We start from the raw sequence: 17041 nt of genomic DNA on the forward strand, positions 1-17041 counted from the left end.
GACGGGGCCATTTCCCCCCTCCCCCCTCGCCCCCCGATGGCGTATAGCGGGCGCAACGACGCAGACGACAGGCAGGCGCGCCCATGACCACGACCCTTCTCACCAATGCGATCCTGATCGACCCCGAGGCGGGCACCGAGGCCCCCGGCAGCCTGTTGATCGGCGAGGGCCGGATCCTGGCCACCGGCGCCGAGGCGGAGGCCCATGGCGCCACCGAGGTCGTGAACTGCGGCGGCAGGTACCTGGCGCCGGGGATCGTCGACATCGGCGTGAAAGTCTGCGAACCGGGCGAGCGACACAAGGAAAGCTTCGGCACCGCCGGACGCTCTGCAGCCGCCGGCGGCGTCACCACCATCGTCACCCGTCCCGACACCGATCCGTCGATCGACAACCCCGAGACACTGGAATTCGTCACCCGCCGCGCGCGCGAGGCCGCGCCGGTGCGCGTCCTGCCCATGGCCGCGCTCACCAAGGGCCGGCAGGGGCGCGAGATGACCGAGATCGGCTTCCTGATGGATGCCGGCGCCGTGGCCTTCACCGATTGCGACCACGTGGTCACCGACACCAAGGTTCTGCAACGCGCCCTGACCTATGCCCGCGCCCGCGGCGCGCTGGTGCTGGGCCATATCCAGGAACCGGGCCTCTCGGCAGGCGCCTGCGCCACCTCAGGCAAGTTCGCGGCGCTGAAGGGCCTCTCGGCCGTCTCGCCCATGGCCGAACGGATGGGCATCGACCGTGATGTCTCGCTGCTGGAGATGACCGGCGCGCGCTACCACTTCGACCAGGTGACCACTGCCCGCGCCCTGCCCGCGCTGGAACGGGCCAAGCGCAACGGCCTGGACGTGACCGCCGGCGTCTCGATCCATCACCTGACCCTGAACGAATATGACGTCAGCGACTATCGCACCTTCTTCAAGGTAAAGCCGCCCCTGCGCGCCGAGGAGGACCGCCAGGCAGTGGTCGAGGCCGTGGCCTCGGGGCTGATCGACATCATCAGCTCGATGCACACGCCCCAGGACGAGGAAAGCAAGCGCCTGCCCTTCGAGGAGGCGGCGTCGGGCGCAGTGGCGCTGGAAACCCTGCTGCCCGCCGCGATGCGGCTGGTGCATGCGGGCGATCTGACCCTGCCGGTCCTGTTCCGCGCCCTGTCGCTGAACCCGTCGAAACGGCTGGGGCTGGAAACCGGGCGGCTGGCCACCGGCGCCCCCGCCGACCTGGTTCTGTTCGATCCGCATGCACCCTTCGTGCTCGACCGGTTCAAGCTGCTGTCGAAATCGAAGAACACCCCCTTCGACTCCGCCCGGATGCAGGGTCGCGTCCGCGCGACCTGGGTGGGTGGCGCGCTGATCTTCGGCGAGGTGTCCTATGTGGCTGCCTGAGCTGACCTCCCCCGCGCTGACCCTGCTGCTGGCGGGCGGTCTGGGTTACCTGCTGGGGTCGATCCCCTTCGGCATCGTCATCGCCCGCGCCTTCGGGCTGGGCGACCTGCGCCAGATCGGGTCGGGCAACATCGGGGCGACCAACGTTCTGCGCACCGGCAACAAGCTGGCGGCGCTGCTGACCCTGATCTGCGACAGCGGCAAGGGCGCGGCGGCGGTGCTGATCGCCCGGGCGCTGGCCGATGCGGATGCGGTGCAGCTGGCGGGCTTCGCGGCTTTCCTCGGCCATTGCTTCCCGGTCTGGCTGGGTTTCAGGGGCGGCAAGGGCGTGGCGACCTACCTCGGCACGCTGCTGGCGCTGTTCTTCCCCGTGGGGCTGGCGGCCTGTGCCACCTGGGCCTTCACGGCGCTGGTCTTCCGCATCTCGTCGCTGTCGGCGCTGGTGGCGGCAGCGGCGGTGCCGGTCTGGCTCTGGGCCTTCGACAGATCCGAAATGATCGTCCTGGCCATCGCCCTGGCGGTGCTGATCTACATTCGCCATGCGCCCAATATCCAGCGTCTGCTGGCCGGAGAAGAGCCCAGGATCGGGAAAAAATAGGCAAAGGCCACGCTGCGGGCCGCCTGCGGTTTGGAAAAGACCGGACCCGTGCTACGTCTGCGTGCAGCACACGCCAGACGGAGAACCGATCACATGGCCGAACTGACCCCGGCGATGCAGGCCATGATCCTGCATTGGGGTGAAATGGGCAGCAAGTGGGGCCTGAACCGATCTGCCGCGCAGATGCTGATCCTGCTGCACCTGTCGCCCGATCCGCTCAGCGCCGGAGAGATCAGCGAGACCCTGGGTCTGGCGCGATCCAACGTGTCGGCAGGCCTGAAGGAGCTGCACGGCTGGCAGGTGATCGAGGGCAGCCGCCAGCTGGGCGACCGCAAGGAATATTACACCGCCCCCCGGGACCTGACCGTCCTGGCCCGCGCCGTGATCGCCGCCCGTCACGAACGCGAGATCGCCCCCTACCGTGCCGCGCTGGACACCCAGATGGCCGCCGCCACCCGCGACGGCACCCCCGCGCCGGTCCTGGCGCGCCTGCGCGAAACGGCCCGGGTCATGGATGCGCTCGACAGCAGCGCGCGCCAGGCCCTGGACGACACGCTGACCGCACTTGCCGCCGACGCCGAAAGCGCAAGCCCGGACGGCACGACCAAGCCGAAGAAGAAAAAGAAGAAGAGCGGCTGACGCGAAGGGGCCCCTCGCTGCTGACGCCGCGGCAGCGCCCTGCGCCCCCGGCTCACTCGGTGGGCGTGGCCTCGATCAGCTTCACCAGGCGGGTCATGCGGCGGTAGATCCCGGTCAGGGTCAGGGCCGCGCCGCTCAGCAGGATGATCGACAGGTAACCCGCCAGCAGGACCGCCCCGGCGCTGAGCCAGACCGCCAGCGCACTGTCCTGCACGGCATCGGGCAGCGGCTCACCCGTGAGCTCCGCTGCCATCCGCTGCGCCTGCAGCTCCGTGCCCACGCCCAGCATCGACAGCGGCCCGTCCAACTCGGCCAGGGTCACCTGGCCCATGACCATGCCGGCGGCGGCCAGGGTCACGCCCAGGGCGGCCAGCAAGCTGAAGGCCAGGATGACGGCCTCGAAGGCCCGGATCATGAAATTGCGCATCGTTGTCCCTCCGATGGGTCCGCCAGAGCAGGCAAAGGCCCGACACCCGGGCGGCTCACAAGATACCAACGTCGCCAGGGGCGGGCCGGTTTCCCGGCCCCGCCCCGATGCGGCTGTTCTGGCGCCGCCGCAACGCGGCGCTCAGGCCGCCTCAGTAGGAGTATTCACCGAAAACGCGGGAGATGTCGCCACCCCATTCGCCGTTGTACTTGTCCAGCAGTTCGTCGGCCAGCACCTTGCCGCTGTCGACGCTTTCCTTCAGCGCGTTCAGGAAATGGGTCTCATCGGGGATCAGGCCGCCGGCCCCGGGACGCGCCCGCGCCTTCAGCCCGTTTTCGGCGATTGCCAGGACCTCGCGCGCAATGTCGTGCATGTCGATGCCGTCGACCTTGGCCTGCAGCCCCTGATCGGCGGCGGCGACGCGCAGCGCCTCGCGTTGCGGCGCGGTCCAGCCCTTCACCAGGTCCCAGGCCGCATCCAGCGCGCCCTGGTCATAGGTCAGCCCGACCCAGAAGGCCGGCAGGGCGCAAAGACGGCGCCAGGGACCACCATCGGCGCCGCGCATCTCGATGAACTTCTTCAGCCGCGCCTCGGGGAAGATCGTGGTCAGGTGATCGGCCCAGTCCGACAGCGTCGGCTTCTCACCCGGCAGCGCCGGCAGTTCGCCCTTCAGGAAATCGCGGAAGGACTGACCCAGGGCGTCGATGTATTCGCCATCGCGGTAGACGAAGTACATCGGCACGTCGAGGGCGTATTCGACATAGGCGTCAAAGCCGAAGCCCTCGTCGAAGACAAAGGGCAGCATGCCGGTGCGCGCCGCATCCATGTGGCGCCAGACCCAGCTGCGATAGCTCTTCATCCCGTTGGGCTTGTTCTCGAAGAAGGGGGAATTGGCGAAAAGCGCGGTGGCCACGGGTTGCAGGGCCAAGGCCACGCGCATCTTCTGCACCATGTCCGCCTCGGACCCGAAGTCGAGGTTCACCTGCACCGTGCAGGTGCGGCGCATCATGGTGGTGCCGGTGGTGCCCACGGTGTTCTGGTAGGCATCCATCAGCTTGTACCGCCCCTTGGGCATCAGCGGCATCTCGTCATGGGTCCAGGTGGGCGCCGCGCCGAGCCCGATGAAGCCCACGCCGATATGGTCGGCGATGCTCTTCACTTCCTTCAGGTGTTCGTTCACCTCGTCACAGGTCTGGTGGATCGTCTCCAGCGGGGCCCCCGACAGTTCCAGCGCGCCGCCCGGTTCCAGGCTGACGTTGGCGCCGTCCTTCTGCAGACCGATCAGCTTGCCGCCCTCCTCCACGGGCGCCCAGCCGTAGCGGTCACGCAGGCCCGAAAGCACCGCAAAGATCGACCGCTCGCCCTCGTAGGGCAGCGGTTTCAGGCTGTCGGTGCAAAAGCCGAACTTCTCGTGCTCGGTGCCGATACGCCAGTCTTCCTTGGGCTTGCAGCCTTCGGCGAGGTATTCGGCCATCTGCTCGTGCCGCTCGATGGGGCCGCCGCCCGATTGGGGAATGGACATGGGGAGGATCTCCGTCGGGGTATCTGTGCCCGGTCAAGGGGCGTCGGGGTCCATTACCTCAGCCGAATTCCGCCGGGTGTCAATGCAGGCGCAGCCTTGCCCGTTCCCAGATCACGACCGATTGAGCCCCGGATCCGCCCCCCTGCCCGCTCGCCGCGCGCTGCACCTCGGCCACCAGGCGCGAGGTGCGGATGTCCGGCAGGGCGGCGAAGACATCGAAAAGCGCCTCGGCGCCTTCGGCGTTCAACGGGATCTCCAACGGCGGCTGGCCGGACTGACTGAGGCGCCAGCAGGGCGGTGTGCGGCCCGCGTCCAGTTCCAGTTTCGAGATGTCCGACAGCGCCACCACGCCGCCGGTGAAGGGGCCGAAGTAGCCCACCTGGCCCTCGGTCACCTGAACCACGCCCGGGCCGCCCGCGCCGGTGCGGAAGCGGCCGCGCTGCACGCCGGTCACCGCCAGCGCCAGGCCGATCAGCGCCATGACGCCGCCGATCCAGGGAATGTAGCCATGCGCCGTCAGCGCCCACCACAGCCCCCAGGCCAGCAGGGCCGCGCCGATCAGCGCCTCGCGCCAGCGCATAAGGGCGGTTTTCACCTCGGGTCGGATCATGCGGGCCCCTCCCCGGGAATGGTCAGCAGACGGTCGGCAAGCGCCACGCGGTAGTCGCCGACGCGGACGAAGCCCAGGGCCTCATAGGCGCGGGCGGCGGCCGCATTGTTGGCAAAGAGGACGGCCAGGCGGGCGCCCGCCTGCGCCTCCTCCTGCAAGAGCGCGCGGGTAACGCGCCGACCCAGCCCTCGGTTGCGCGTCTCCGGCGGCACGAAGACGCCACCGACCTGCACCACGTCCCCCACCCGGGCGTTGATGCCTGCCATGGCCACGGGCTGGCCGTCGTCCAGCATCAGCCGCATGGGAAAGCCCGCGATGGCGGCCCGGGCCCGCGACAGGGCATCGGCGCGCGCCTGCGCCGCGTCGGCATGTGCCGTGCCGATCTCGGCCTCGTAGGTCGCGAACCAGTCGGTCAGCAGCGCCTCGTCCCCGGGTTGGGCGGGGCGGATCACCTCGTCACCCGCCGGCAGGTCGCGCAGGGGCAGACGGTACAGCGGCTCGACATTGTCATGCGCCACCGCACCCGCCAGCCCCAGGGCCGACAGCAGCCGCGCGGCCATTTCCGCCTCGCCGGTCAGTGCGCGCAGCCCCTGCCCGGCCCAGGCGCGCGCGGCGCCGGCAAAGGCCTCCGGCTCCAGCCCCGGGCATTGCACCAGGGTGTAGCCGCCCGAGGTCCGGCCGAAGACGGCACGGATCGGCCCTTCGGCGGGGAAAATCAGAAACTCGGTGGCATGGGGATGATCGCCCGAACCCACGCCATGGGCCGCCAGGTTGCTGCGCAGGAACATCGAGGTTTCGGGGTAACGGGACAGAAAGGCCTCCAGCGTCGCCGCATCCTCGGGCTCGGCGCGCCGCAGGGTGTCGGGCGCGGTCATCACCAATCCCCCAGGGTCGCCTGCCACAAGGTCAGCGCGGCCACGGCGGCGGTATCGGCACGCAGGATGCGCGGGCCAAGCTGCACCGGCCACACGAAGGGCTGGCTGTGCAGCCGACGCCGTTCGGCGGGGGAAAAGCCGCCCTCGGGGCCGATCAGCACCGCCCAGGCCCCCCTTGGCGCATCGGCCAGAGGCCGCGGGGCGCCGTCGGGCGTGCCGTAGCTGGCATCGGCGAAGGCCTCGTCGCAGACCATCAGCTGCCGGTCTTCCGGCCAGTCGGCCAGCAGGCGGTCCAGCTTCACCAAATCCTCCACCTCGGCCACGTGGGTGGCGCCGCATTGCTCGGCCGCCTCCACCGCATGGGCCTGCAGCCGGTCGCGGCGGATACGTTCGGCATTGGTGAACTCGGTCTGCACCGGCTGGATCTTCGCCGCGCCCATCTCAGCCGCCTTTTCGACGATGAAGTCGGTGCGCGCCTTCTTGATCGGGGCAAAAAGCAGCCAGAGGTCGGGCGGATGGGACTGCGGCCGCGACTGGCTGCGACAGACGAGTTCGCCGCCGCGCTTGCCGGCCTGCGTCACCTCCGCCTGCCATTCGCCATCGCGCCCGTTGAACAGCGCCACCATGGTCCCTTCGCCCTGGCGCATCACGCCAAAGAGGTAATGCGCCTGGTCGCGGTCGAGCGGAACGGTTTGCCCTTGCCCCAGCGGGTGCTCTACACAGAGCCTGATCTTCGCCATATCCATGAGGCCTACATATGACCAGCGGACCCACGACGCCAGAGCAACGCACCCTCGCCGGTCAGGTCTCTGATGCGGTCAGCGGCAACTGGGTCGACACGCTCGCCCCTGCCTGGACCCGTCCCTACCTGCGCCTCAGCCGCGCGGACCGGCCGATCGGCACCTGGCTGCTGCTGCTGCCCTGCTGGTGGGGTCTGTTCCTGGCCATGGCGGCGGGCGGCGACCCGCGCTGGCAGGATTTGTGGATCTTCCTGGGCTGCGGCGCCGGCGCCTGGCTGATGCGCGGCGCGGGCTGCACCTGGAACGACATCACCGACCGCAAGTTCGACGGCATGGTCGAGCGCACCAAGTCGCGGCCCATCCCCTCGGGCCAGGTGACCACGCAACAGGCAGTGGCCTGGATGGTGATTCAGGCGCTTGTGGCCTTCTGCATCCTGCTGACCTTCCCCCTGCCCGCCATCGTGCTGGGAATCATCGCGCTCGGCCCGGTCTGCATCTACCCCTTTGCCAAGCGGTTCACCTGGTGGCCGCAGGTCTTCCTCGGCCTGGCGTTCAACTGGGGCGCCCTGCTGGCCTGGACGGCGCATAGCGGCTCGCTCGGCTGGCCGGCCGTCGTCCTTTACGTGGCGGGCATCGCCTGGACGCTGTTCTACGACACCATCTATGCCCACCAGGACAAGGAAGACGACGCGCTGATCGGGGTGAAATCCACCGCGCGGCTGTTCATGGACCGCACGCCGGCCTGGCTGGCCCGCTTCCTGGTGGCCGCCGTGTCGCTGATGGGTCTGGCGGTGATCCTCGCCGTCATGCCGCGCCAGGACCCGTCGGCGCTGATCCTCGCCCTGCTGGGCCCCTGGGCCATGGGGTTCCACCTGCTGTGGCAGCTGAAAACCTTCGACAGCGAGAACATGGACGGGCTGCTGATGCTTTTCCGGTCTAACCGCAATGCCGGCCTCCTGCCCTTGCCGTTTTTCGCCGTTGCCTTTCTGCTGTGATTGCAACCCCTCCCCCGCACCTTTAGAGAAAGCGTGACTTCAACGACGCAAGACCGCCCATGCGACTTTCCGCCATCGCCATCCTTTCCGGTGCCTTCGCGACCGCAGCCGCCGGCAGCCTGGTCGCCGCCGGCTTCACGGTCCGCTTGGTCGAGAACAACTCCGAGATCACGGTCCGCAATTCCCTCGACATGAACGACCTCGGCTGGGCCGAGGTGAAGGCCGACGGATTGCAGGTGATCCTGTCGGGCGTGGCGCCCACCGAGGCGCGCCGTTTCTCGGCGAAATCGGTCGCCAGCTCGGTCGTCGATGCCTCGCGGGTGATCGACGAGATGGACGTCGAATCGCGGACCGGCATCGCCCCGCCGCGGTTCTCGGTCGAAATCCTGCGGAATGGCGCGGAGCTGTCGCTGATCGGGCTGATCCCGATGCAGTACGACCGCGACGCCCTGGTTGAACGCGCCGGTCGCCTGAGCGGCGTCGACGAGGTGTCGGACCTGCTGCAGACCGCCGATTACCCCGTGCCCGAGGGCTGGGGGGATACCATCGACTATGCGCTTGAGGCCCTGCGCGAGCTGCCGCAGTCCAAAATCTCACTCTCCGCCGGCGAGGTGTCGATCACCGCGATGAGCCGCAGCGCCGATGAAAAGCGCGAGATGCAGGCCGCGCTGACCCGCGCCGCGGGCACCGACATCGACCTGACGATGGACATCTCCGCGCCGCGCCCGATCATCGCGCCCTATACCCTGCGTTTCGTGCTGGACGACGAGGGCGCGCGTTTCGACGCCTGTTCCGCCGACACCGAAGCGGCGCGCGACCGCATCCTTTCTGCCGCCCGCTCCTGGGGGGCGCCCGACACGGCGGGCTGCGTGATCGGCCTGGGCGTGCCGTCCTCGGACTGGTCGCAGGCCGCGTCGATGTCGATCCGCGCCGTGGGCGAACTTGGGGGCGGCACCGTCACCTTCTCGGACGCCGACATTTCGCTGATCGCGGCCCAGGGCACCGCCTCCGGTCTTTTCGATCGCGTCGTCGGCGAGCTGGAGAACAGCCTGCCTGAGGTCTATTCCCTGGCCGCCGTACTGCCCGAAGCCCCCGACGAGGAAGCCGAGGGTCCGCCGGAATTCACCGCCACGCTCAGCCCCGAAGGCCTGATGCAGATCCGCGGGCGCCTGGGGGACGAGATCACCCGCCGCGCCGCCGAATCGCTGGCGCAGGCGCGCTTCGGCTCTGAAAACGTCTATGCCGCCGCGCGTCTGGACGAGACGCTGCCGGAGACCTGGCCCCTGCGGGTGCTGACGGCGCTGGACGCGCTGTCGCAGCTGTCCAACGGGTCTGTCACCGTCACGCCCGACGCCATCGAGATCCGCGGCAACACCGGCAATGCCGAGGCCAGCGATGCCATCGCGCGCCTGCTGGGCGAGAAGCTGGGCGCCTCGGGCACCTACGACATCGCCGTCACCTACCAGGAAGAGCTGGATCCGGTCGCCTCGATCCCGACGCCGGAGGAATGCCTGGCGGATCTGCAGGCCATCCAGACCGCCGATCAGAAGATCAATTTCGAACCCGGCTCGACGAATGTGGATGCCGCCAGCCTCGATCTGCTTGACCGCATGGCCGAGGTGCTGAAGGAATGCCCCAACCTGCCGCTGCAGATCGCCGGTCACACGGACAGCCAGGGCCGCGAGGAAATGAACCTCAGCCTGTCGCAGCAACGCGCCCAGGCCGTGCTGAACGAGCTGCGCCTGCGTCGCGTGCTGACCCGCACCTTCGAGGCGGAAGGCTATGGTGAGACGACGCCGATCGCCGATAACGGAACCGAAGCGGGCCGCGAGGCGAATCGCCGGATCGAGTTCAGCCTGATCGACACCGCCGACGAAACGGCGGAAGATGAGGCGGAAGAGACGGGCGAGACCGCAGAGGACTCGGCACAGGATACGGCGGACACCGCAGACGGCCCTGACGACGCGGCGGCAGAGGATGGCGCCGGCGACGAGGACACAGAGGCCGGCTCGGGCGACGAGTAAGAGATATTCCGGCCGGGCGCCCGCCCGGCCATGACGACGAGGACCCACCGGGTGAACAGGACCGAATTCATCATCGCCACGGCCATCATTCTGTTCGTGGCCTTCTGCCTCGGCTGGTTCGCCTACTGGCTGATCCATCGCTTCACCCGGGTGGCCAGCGCCGACATCGGCGAGCTGGAACGCATGGCGCAGGAGTTGCACGAGGCCGAGGAAACGCGCGACCAGGCGATCACCTACCTGCAGCAGCGCGAGGCGGAGCTGACCAACCAGCTGTCGCAGACCGAGGCCGAGCTGTCGGCAGCGATGGACGGCCTGCGCGAGGCGCGCTCCGAGGCGGAGGAACTGCGCGCCTATATCGAGCGCGTCCACCAGCCCGGCTGAGGCGCCCCGACAGGCCGCGGCAGGGGGCTCTGCCCCCGTCTCCGGTCCGGAGACTCCCCCGGAGCATTGTCGACGAAGTGAAGACAGGGGCGTGACGCCCCGCAGGCCAAGGTGTCAGCCCGGACGGCCGCCGTGGCCTTTCGCGCCGCCCCTCAGGCTTCACCTTGTCTGAAATACTCCCGCCGGAGGCATCGGCCGCAGGCCGACCGGGGCGGCGTGTCAGCCCTGCCGCCAGCGGTCCAGGGCGGCTTCATCCTCGGCCTTGGCCGCCACCCAGCTGTCGCCCGCCTCCGTCGTTTCCTTCTTCCAGAAGGGCGCGCGGCTTTTCAGGTAGTCCATCAGGAAATCCGCCGCCGCGAAGGCCGCCGCGCGATGCGCCGAGGCCGTGGCGACCATCATGATCGGCTCTTCGGGGCGCATCAGGCCGTAGCGGTGCAGGATCAGGACGGGGCCCAGATCCCAGCGGCCCGCGGCCTCCTCGGCGATGGCGGTCAGCGCCTTCTCGGTCATGCCGGGATAATGCTCGATCTCCATCGCGTGCAACCCGCCACCCGGCAGGTCCCGGACCAGCCCGGTGAAGGTGACCACGGCGCCGGCGCCGGACCGGGCGGCGAGCTGGTCAAAATCACTGAGCAGGGCGCCGGGATCGAAGGCCGCCTCCTGCACGCGGATCTGCAGGTCGCCCATCTCAGCCCCCGGTCATCGGGGGGAAGAAGGCCACCTCGCGCACGCCGGCCAGCGACGCGTCGAACTCCGCCAGTTCCTGGTCCAACGCCACGCGCACCGCCGAGAGGTCGGCGAAGGCCAGGGCATAACGATCCTCGCGCGCCGCCAGTTCGGCGACCAGTTCCGCCGGGGTTTCGGCCTTTGTCTCCCAGGTTTCGCGCGGCAGGCCGATGCGTTCGCGCAGCCAGGCGAAATAGACGATCTGCAGGGATTGCATGGTTACCTCCGTCGCGTGTCGGGGGCGCGTCACTCGTCGCGCAGATGCGGGCGGGCCTTGAGGAAGTAGTCCGCCCCGGTGATCACCGTCAGAACCGCCGCGATCCAGACCAGGGCGAGCCCGGCCCAGGTGGCAAGGTCGTTGAGCAGGAAGAGCGGACGCAGGCCCATCTCGTCCGGCGCCTCGCCATCGAGGATAGCCGTGACATGGCCGTTGTCGAGGCCGAAGACCGCCTCACCCAGGGTGTGTTCGGCGATCCCCTGCGCCAGCAGCACGGCAATGGCAACCATCTGCGCCGTGGTCTTCCACTTCGCCAGCTTGGTCACCTTCAGCAGCCCGGCCGTGTCGCCCAGGTATTCGCGCAAGCCAGAGACGAAGACCTCGCGGAAGAGTATCAACGCGGCGGGCAGGATCAGCAGCGCCGAGAGGGTGGAGAAATGCGCCAGCACCATCAGCGCAATCACCACCATCGCCTTGTCGGCGATCGGGTCCAGCATGGTGCCCAGTTTCGACACCTGCTGCCATTTGCGGGCCAGGTAGCCGTCGGCATAATCGGTCAGCGAGGCGACGACGAACAGGACCAGCGCGCAGGCGTCGGCAAAGGGCCGGGGCAGCGCCAGGAAACAGATCGCGATGCCGGGCGCGGCGGCCAGGCGCAGGAGGGTCAGCAGGTTGGGCAGGGTCAGTTGCATGGCCCCCTCCTACTCCGCCGCGCGCGCCGGGGAAAGATCCTTCGCGCAGGCGTGAGCCGCCGAATGTTTTTTCCGCCTTTGCCCCGGGATTGCCCCTGGCCATCTTGCCTGCCGCAAGCCCCCGCCTTACATCCTCCTCATGGCAGTTCGGAACCCCTTCAAGAAACGCGGCCCCACCGTCGCGGTCGTCAGGCTGAGCGGCATGATCGCCACCGGCGCACGTGCCTCTCTCAACGATGAGGCGCTAGCCCCGGTGATCGAGCGCGCCTTCAAGCGCGGCAAGCCCGCCGCCGTGGCCCTGGTCATCAATTCACCCGGCGGCTCGCCGGTGCAAAGTTCGCTGATCGCCGCGCGCATCCGGCGGCTCGCCGAGGAAAAGAAGATCCCGGTGCTGGCCTTCGTCGAAGACGTGGCGGCCTCGGGTGGCTACTGGCTGGCCTGCGCCGGGGATGAGATCATCGCCGACGAAAGCTCGATGCTGGGCTCCATCGGGGTGATCTCCTCGAGCTTCGGCGCCCATGTCTTCCTCGCCCGTCAGGGGATCGAGCGCCGCGTCTATACCGCCGGCGAAAGCAAGAGCATGCTGGACCCGTTCCAGCCCGAGAAGGAAGAGGACGTGGCCCGGCTGAAGGACCTGCTGGGCGATATCCATGGCCATTTCATCGCCCATGTGAAGAAACGCCGCGCCGACCGGCTGAAATCCGATCCCGATCTCTTCACCGGGCGCGTCTGGCTGGGCCAGGCGGCGGTCGATCTGGGCCTGGCCGATTCCATCGGTCACCTGGTGCCGGTGCTGAAGGAACGCTACGGCAAGGACGTGAAGCTGCGCCATTACGGGCGCAAGCGCGGCTGGATGCAGCGCCTGGGCGCCTCGGTGCTGGGCGAGGCGCTGGTGACGGTCGAGGAACGCGCGGCCTACGCGCGGTTCGGCCTGTGATCGCAGCCCTGCTGCCCTTCGCGATCAGCCACCCGGCCGTTTCGGCCGCCGGGGTGCCGCGCCCCCGTGCTGACAAGGCACGGAACAGGGCACAGGCAGCAGGACCGGCCCCTTCATGCTGCTGAAGATCGTCTTTCTCTTTCTCGTCGGCATGGCCGTGCTGGCCATGTTCGGCAAGCTGTCGCTGCTGCGCAAGCTGGGCAGCGATGTCCTGAAACCCGCACGCCGCGTCTCTGCGACCTGCCCCGACTGCGGGCGGCACCGGATCGGCAAGGGCCCCTGCCCCTGCAAGACCGGCACAGAAAACCGTAAGGGGAGTTAATCCGCGAATGCTCGTCTGGCTCATGGCCGTTCTCGGCCTCGTCATCCTGCTTCTGGCCGGCGACATGCTGGTGCGGGGCGCCGTCAACTTGGCGCTGCGCATCGGCATCCCGGCGCTGCTGGTCAGCCTGACCATCGTCGCCTTCGGCACCTCGGCGCCGGAACTCCTGATCTCGCTGAAGGCCGCCGCGCAGGAAAAGCCCGGCCTGGCCCTGGGCAACGTGGTGGGATCGAACACCGCCAACGTCCTGCTGGTGCTGGGCCTGCCCGCAATCCTGGCCACCATGTGCACCGCCGGCCACGACACCCGCAAGAGCTATGTCGTGATGCTGGGGTCGTCCTTCATCTTCGTTCTGCTGGCCTTCCGCGGCTTCACCCATCTCGACGGGCTGATCCTGCTGACCATGCTGGCGCTGATCCTGTTTGACCAGGGCCGCGAGGCGATGCGCCACCGCAGCGAGGCCAATGGCGCTGCCATAGACGAAGAAGACCTCGAAGGTGCGGATCCGAAGATGCCGGGCTGGAAGATCGGGCTCTACCTCCTGCTGGGCCTTGTGGGCCTGCCCCTGGGCGCCTCGCTGCTGGTCGACAGCGCCTCCGAGATCGCCCGCGCCTACGGCATCAGCGAGACGGTGATCGGGCTGACCCTGGTGGCGCTTGGCACCTCGCTGCCGGAACTGGCGACCACCGTGATGGCCGCGCTGCGCCGCCAGGCCGACGTGGCCCTGGGCAACGTCATCGGGTCCAACCTGTTCAACCTGCTGGCCATCATCGGCATCACCACGATCTTCGCCCCGATCCCCGTCGACATGCCCGAGCTGGCCTTCGACTTTGCCGTCATGCTGGGGGCCTCGCTGCTGCTGATCCCCTTCGTCTTCTTCGCCCGCGACATCGGGCGGCTCTGGGGGATCGTGCTGACCGCGCTATATGGCCTCTACATCGTACTTGTCCTGACCTGATCCCAACCTGAGGAGAGCCTCATGCCCCGCGCCCTCGTCACCGGAGCCGCCAAACGCCTTGGCCGTGCCATGGCCCTGACCCTGGCCGAGGACGGCCATGACGTCGCGGTGCATTATAACGGCTCCGCCGAGGCCGCCGAGGAGGTCGTGGCCGAGATCCGTGCCATGGGGCGCCAGGCGGTGGCGCTTCAGGCGGACATGACGCAGGAAGCTGAGGTGGCCCCCTTGGTGGATCGCGCCGCCGAGGCCCTAGGCGGGCCGCTGACCTGCCTGGTCAACAACGCGTCGGTCTTCGACTACGACAACATCGAGACTGCCGACCGCGCCAGCTGGGACCGCCACATGGAGGTGAACCTGCGCGCGCCCTTCCTGCTGACGCAGCTCTTCGCGGAGCAGGCCCCCGCGGCCGCGACCGACGATCACGGCGAGCCCGTGGCCCAGGCGCTGGTGATCCAGATGCTGGATCAGAGGGTGCACAAGCTGACCCCGGAATTCATGTCCTACACGATTTCCAAGATGGGTCTGTGGGCCTTCACCCAGACCGCCGCCCGCGCCCTGGCGCCCGCGGTGCGCGTCAACGCCATCGGCCCCGGCCCGACCCTGCGCGGCGCCCGGCAAAGCCAGGCGCATTTCGACAGCCAGCGGCAGAACACCGTGCTGGAACGCGGTTCCGACCCGGAGGATATCTGCGGCGCGCTGCGCTATTTCCTGGGGGCGAAAGGGGTCACCGGACAGCTGATCTGCACCGACGGCGGACAGCACCTGGCCTGGCAGACACCGGACGTTCAGGGCGTCGAATGACGGGTCACGGACAGAGTTTTGCACCTGTCACGACGCCTTTACAAATCCGTTACCAAAACCTCAATGTTTTCAGTTGGTTGCCCTTGGTAATAAAATTTCCCCAACGAAAACAACCAGTTGAAAATCCGCATAAAATTTAGTCAACTCAAGGAAAGCGCCGCGAAACAAGGGTTTTTTTCGGATGTCTAAATCCTATCCCCGGACTTATCCACAGAATGCGGGGAAAGCTTTGCTCTTGTCTCCACACGCGGAAATTTGCAGCCCTTCCGAGAATCGAGACGGAATCGCATGACCGACGGAATCGACAGCACGACCGAGACGGAGACCGGCGAAAACCGGCCCCGCGGTCGTGCCGTGATCCAGTCCTACCTCGCTACGCTGGACAGCTCTCCCGGCGTCTACCGGATGCTCGATAGCGAGAGCCGGGTGCTGTATGTCGGCAAGGCGCGGAACCTGAAGGCCCGCGTATCCAGCTATGCGCGGCCCACCGGTCATTCCGAACGGATCGCCAGGATGATCCGCCAGACCGCCTCGATGATGTTCCTGACCACGCGCACGGAAACCGAGGCGCTGCTGCTGGAACAGAACCTCATCAAGCAGCTGAAACCGCGCTACAACGTGCTGCTGCGCGACGACAAGTCCTTCCCGAATATCCTTGTGGCCAAGGACACCCCCTTTCCGCAGATCCGCAAGCATCGCGGCGCGAAGAAGGACAAGGGCGCCTATTACGGCCCCTTCGCCAGCGCGGGCGCGGTGAACCGCACGCTGAACCAGCTGCAAAGGGTATTCCTGCTGCGCAACTGTTCGGATTCGATGTTCGACAGCCGCACGCGTCCCTGCCTGCTCTACCAGATCAAGCGCTGCAGCGCGCCCTGCGTGGGTTATATCTCCGAATTCGACTACGCCGCCACCGTGGCCGATGCGGAACGCTTCCTTCAGGGCCGGTCCACGGATGTGCAGGAGAAGCTGGCCGCAGAGATGCAGGCCGCCTCCGAGGAGATGGAGTTCGAACGCGCCGCCGCCCTGCGCGACCGGATCAAGGCCCTGACCCAGGTGCAGTCGACCCAGGGCATCAACCCGCGCTCCACCGCCGAGGCGGATGTGGTGGCCCTGCACATGGAACACGGACAGGCCTGCGTGCAGGTCTTCTTCATCCGCGCGCACCAGAACTGGGGCAACCAGGATTTCTATCCCCGCGCCGGCACCGATGTCAGCGAGGCGGAGGTCATGCAGGCCTTCCTGGGCCAGTTCTACGACCAGAAGGAACCGCCCCGGCAGATCCTGCTGTCCCATGACATCGAGGACACTGACCTGATGCAGGAGGTGCTGTCGGAAAAGGCGGGCCGCAAGGTCGAGATCCTGGTGCCGCAACGGGGCGAGAAGATGGAGCTGATCGCGGGCGCCGCCCGCAACGCCCGCGAAAGCCTGGGCCGCCGCATGTCGGAAAGCGCGACGCAACAGAAGCTGCTGAAGGGGCTGGCCGAGGCCTTTAGCCTGGAAAAGGTGCCCGAGCGGATCGAGGTCTACGACAACTCCCACATCCAGGGCACCAATGCCGTCGGCGGCATGATCGTCGCCGGGCCCGAGGGGTTCCTGAAATCGCAGTACCGCAAGTTCAACATCCGCGGCGACGAACTGACCCCCGGCGATGACTTCGGCATGATGAAGGAGGTGCTGAAGCGCCGCCTGAAACGGTTGCTGAAGGAAGATCCCGACCACGGCAAGGGCATGTGGCCCGACCTGCTGCTGATCGACGGCGGCGCGGGTCAGGTTTCGGCGGTGCAGGAGATCCTGGAGGAGATGGGCGTGCCCGACCTGCCCATGGTGGGCGTCGCCAAGGGCGTCGACCGCGACCACGGCAAGGAAGAGTTCCACCGCCCCGGCCAGCGCCCCTTCGCCCTGAAGATGAACGATCCGGTCCTCTACTTCGTGCAGCGCATGCGCGACGAGGCGCACCGCTTTGCCATCGGCACCCACCGGGCCAAGCGCGCGAAGTCGAACATGGCCAACCCGCTGGACGAGGTGCCGGGCGTCGGCGCGGCGCGCAAACGGGCGCTGCTGGCGCATTTCGGCTCGGCCAAGGCGGTCAGCCGGGCGAACCTGGCGGATCTGAAGGCGGTCGATGGAGTCTCCGGCAGCCTGGCCGAGAAGATCTACGATCACTTCCATTCCGGCGGCTGAGGGCGCAGGCCCGAGGC

At 68.0% G+C, this 17041-nt stretch carries 19 protein-coding genes; 11 read left to right on the forward strand and 8 right to left on the reverse strand.

The genetic code is table 11. From position 1 onward, the window contains the following. Window positions 1-83: 83 nt before the first annotated feature. The 3 genes from pyrC to LC066_RS11195 all read left to right on the forward strand — a co-directional run bounded on the left by pyrC (window position 84) and on the right by LC066_RS11195 (window position 2616). Entirely contained in the window at window positions 84-1379 is a 1296-nt protein-coding gene (gene pyrC, locus LC066_RS11185) for a dihydroorotase (RefSeq protein ID WP_224898899.1), read from the forward strand. Further along, window positions 1366-1977 (forward strand): glycerol-3-phosphate 1-O-acyltransferase PlsY, encoded by a 612-nt coding sequence (plsY, locus tag LC066_RS11190; RefSeq protein WP_224898902.1) that lies wholly within the window; start codon window positions 1366-1368, stop codon window positions 1975-1977. The genes pyrC and plsY overlap by 14 nt, the downstream gene beginning before the upstream one ends. Window positions 1978-2070: 93 nt before the next feature. Then, on the forward strand, window positions 2071-2616 hold the full coding sequence (locus LC066_RS11195) for a GbsR/MarR family transcriptional regulator (protein ID WP_224898905.1): 546 nt from the start codon (window positions 2071-2073) through the stop codon (window positions 2614-2616). A gap of 52 nt (window positions 2617-2668) precedes the next feature. Here LC066_RS11195 and LC066_RS11200 read toward each other — a convergent pair whose 3' ends face one another. The 5 genes from LC066_RS11200 to LC066_RS11220 form a co-directional block, all read right to left on the reverse strand. Beyond that, window positions 2669-3043: a hypothetical protein gene (locus tag LC066_RS11200; RefSeq protein WP_224898908.1), complete on the reverse strand. Its 375-nt coding sequence runs from the start codon at window positions 3041-3043 to the stop codon at window positions 2669-2671. 151 nt (window positions 3044-3194) lie between these two features. Further along, window positions 3195-4565, reverse strand: coding sequence for a glutamate--cysteine ligase (locus tag LC066_RS11205; RefSeq protein ID WP_224898911.1), 1371 nt, complete (start codon window positions 4563-4565; stop codon window positions 3195-3197). A 79-nt stretch (window positions 4566-4644) separates the two neighbouring features. Beyond that, entirely contained in the window at window positions 4645-5175 is a 531-nt protein-coding gene (locus LC066_RS11210; RefSeq protein WP_224898914.1) for a hypothetical protein, read from the reverse strand. Next, window positions 5172-6050, reverse strand: a complete 879-nt coding sequence (locus LC066_RS11215; RefSeq protein ID WP_224898917.1) for a GNAT family N-acetyltransferase — start codon at window positions 6048-6050, stop codon at window positions 5172-5174. Before LC066_RS11215 ends, LC066_RS11210 begins: the two co-directional genes overlap by 4 nt. Continuing rightward, window positions 6050-6796: a 16S rRNA (uracil(1498)-N(3))-methyltransferase gene (locus LC066_RS11220; RefSeq protein WP_224898921.1), complete on the reverse strand. Its 747-nt coding sequence runs from the start codon at window positions 6794-6796 to the stop codon at window positions 6050-6052. Before LC066_RS11220 ends, LC066_RS11215 begins: the two co-directional genes overlap by 1 nt. 11 nt (window positions 6797-6807) lie before the next feature. Between LC066_RS11220 and ubiA the strand changes: the two genes are divergently transcribed. Genes ubiA through LC066_RS11235 form a run of 3 tightly spaced genes read left to right on the forward strand, consistent with a single transcriptional unit; the run spans window position 6808 to window position 10190 of the window. Continuing rightward, window positions 6808-7785 (forward strand): 4-hydroxybenzoate octaprenyltransferase, encoded by a 978-nt coding sequence (gene ubiA, locus LC066_RS11225; RefSeq protein WP_224898924.1) that lies wholly within the window; start codon window positions 6808-6810, stop codon window positions 7783-7785. Between the two features lie 59 nt (window positions 7786-7844). After that, window positions 7845-9809 carry an OmpA family protein gene (locus LC066_RS11230; RefSeq protein WP_224898927.1) on the forward strand — a complete coding sequence of 655 codons (1965 nt, stop codon included), beginning with the start codon at window positions 7845-7847 and terminating at the stop codon, window positions 9807-9809. Window positions 9810-9839: 30 nt separating this feature from the next. After that, window positions 9840-10190, forward strand: coding sequence for a hypothetical protein (locus LC066_RS11235; protein WP_224898930.1), 351 nt, complete (start codon window positions 9840-9842; stop codon window positions 10188-10190). 219 nt (window positions 10191-10409) lie between these two features. Here LC066_RS11235 and LC066_RS11240 read toward each other — a convergent pair whose 3' ends face one another. The 3 genes from LC066_RS11240 to pgsA are packed head-to-tail and all read right to left on the reverse strand — an operon-like array spanning window position 10410 to window position 11825. Next, window positions 10410-10868 carry a molybdenum cofactor biosynthesis protein MoaE gene (locus LC066_RS11240; RefSeq protein ID WP_224899484.1) on the reverse strand — a complete coding sequence of 153 codons (459 nt, stop codon included), beginning with the start codon at window positions 10866-10868 and terminating at the stop codon, window positions 10410-10412. Between the two features lie 10 nt (window positions 10869-10878). Next, entirely contained in the window at window positions 10879-11124 is a 246-nt protein-coding gene (moaD, locus tag LC066_RS11245; RefSeq protein WP_224899486.1) for a molybdopterin converting factor subunit 1, read from the reverse strand. Between the two features lie 38 nt (window positions 11125-11162). Next, window positions 11163-11825: a CDP-diacylglycerol--glycerol-3-phosphate 3-phosphatidyltransferase gene (gene pgsA / locus LC066_RS11250; protein ID WP_222479027.1), complete on the reverse strand. Its 663-nt coding sequence runs from the start codon at window positions 11823-11825 to the stop codon at window positions 11163-11165. Between the two features lie 139 nt (window positions 11826-11964). On the opposite strand from pgsA, the gene LC066_RS11255 reads away from it, so the two are divergent. From LC066_RS11255 to uvrC, 5 genes are all read left to right on the forward strand, one after another. Beyond that, window positions 11965-12762 (forward strand): S49 family peptidase, encoded by a 798-nt coding sequence (locus LC066_RS11255; protein WP_222479025.1) that lies wholly within the window; start codon window positions 11965-11967, stop codon window positions 12760-12762. Between the two features lie 115 nt (window positions 12763-12877). Beyond that, complete coding sequence (locus tag LC066_RS11260; protein ID WP_222479023.1) at window positions 12878-13084, forward strand: hypothetical protein; 207 nt, start codon at window positions 12878-12880, stop codon at window positions 13082-13084. Window positions 13085-13091: 7 nt separating this feature from the next. After that, window positions 13092-14042 carry a calcium/sodium antiporter gene (locus LC066_RS11265; RefSeq protein WP_224898933.1) on the forward strand — a complete coding sequence of 317 codons (951 nt, stop codon included), beginning with the start codon at window positions 13092-13094 and terminating at the stop codon, window positions 14040-14042. A 21-nt stretch (window positions 14043-14063) separates the two neighbouring features. After that, window positions 14064-14843 (forward strand): SDR family oxidoreductase, encoded by a 780-nt coding sequence (locus LC066_RS11270; protein ID WP_222479019.1) that lies wholly within the window; start codon window positions 14064-14066, stop codon window positions 14841-14843. A gap of 288 nt (window positions 14844-15131) precedes the next feature. Next, complete coding sequence (gene uvrC, locus LC066_RS11275; protein ID WP_224898936.1) at window positions 15132-17024, forward strand: excinuclease ABC subunit UvrC; 1893 nt, start codon at window positions 15132-15134, stop codon at window positions 17022-17024. Window positions 17025-17041: the final 17 nt, after the last annotated feature.

Source organism: Pseudooceanicola marinus (assembly GCF_020177265.1).
GTDB classification, from domain to species: Bacteria; Pseudomonadota; Alphaproteobacteria; order Rhodobacterales; family Rhodobacteraceae; genus Pseudooceanicola; species Pseudooceanicola marinus_A.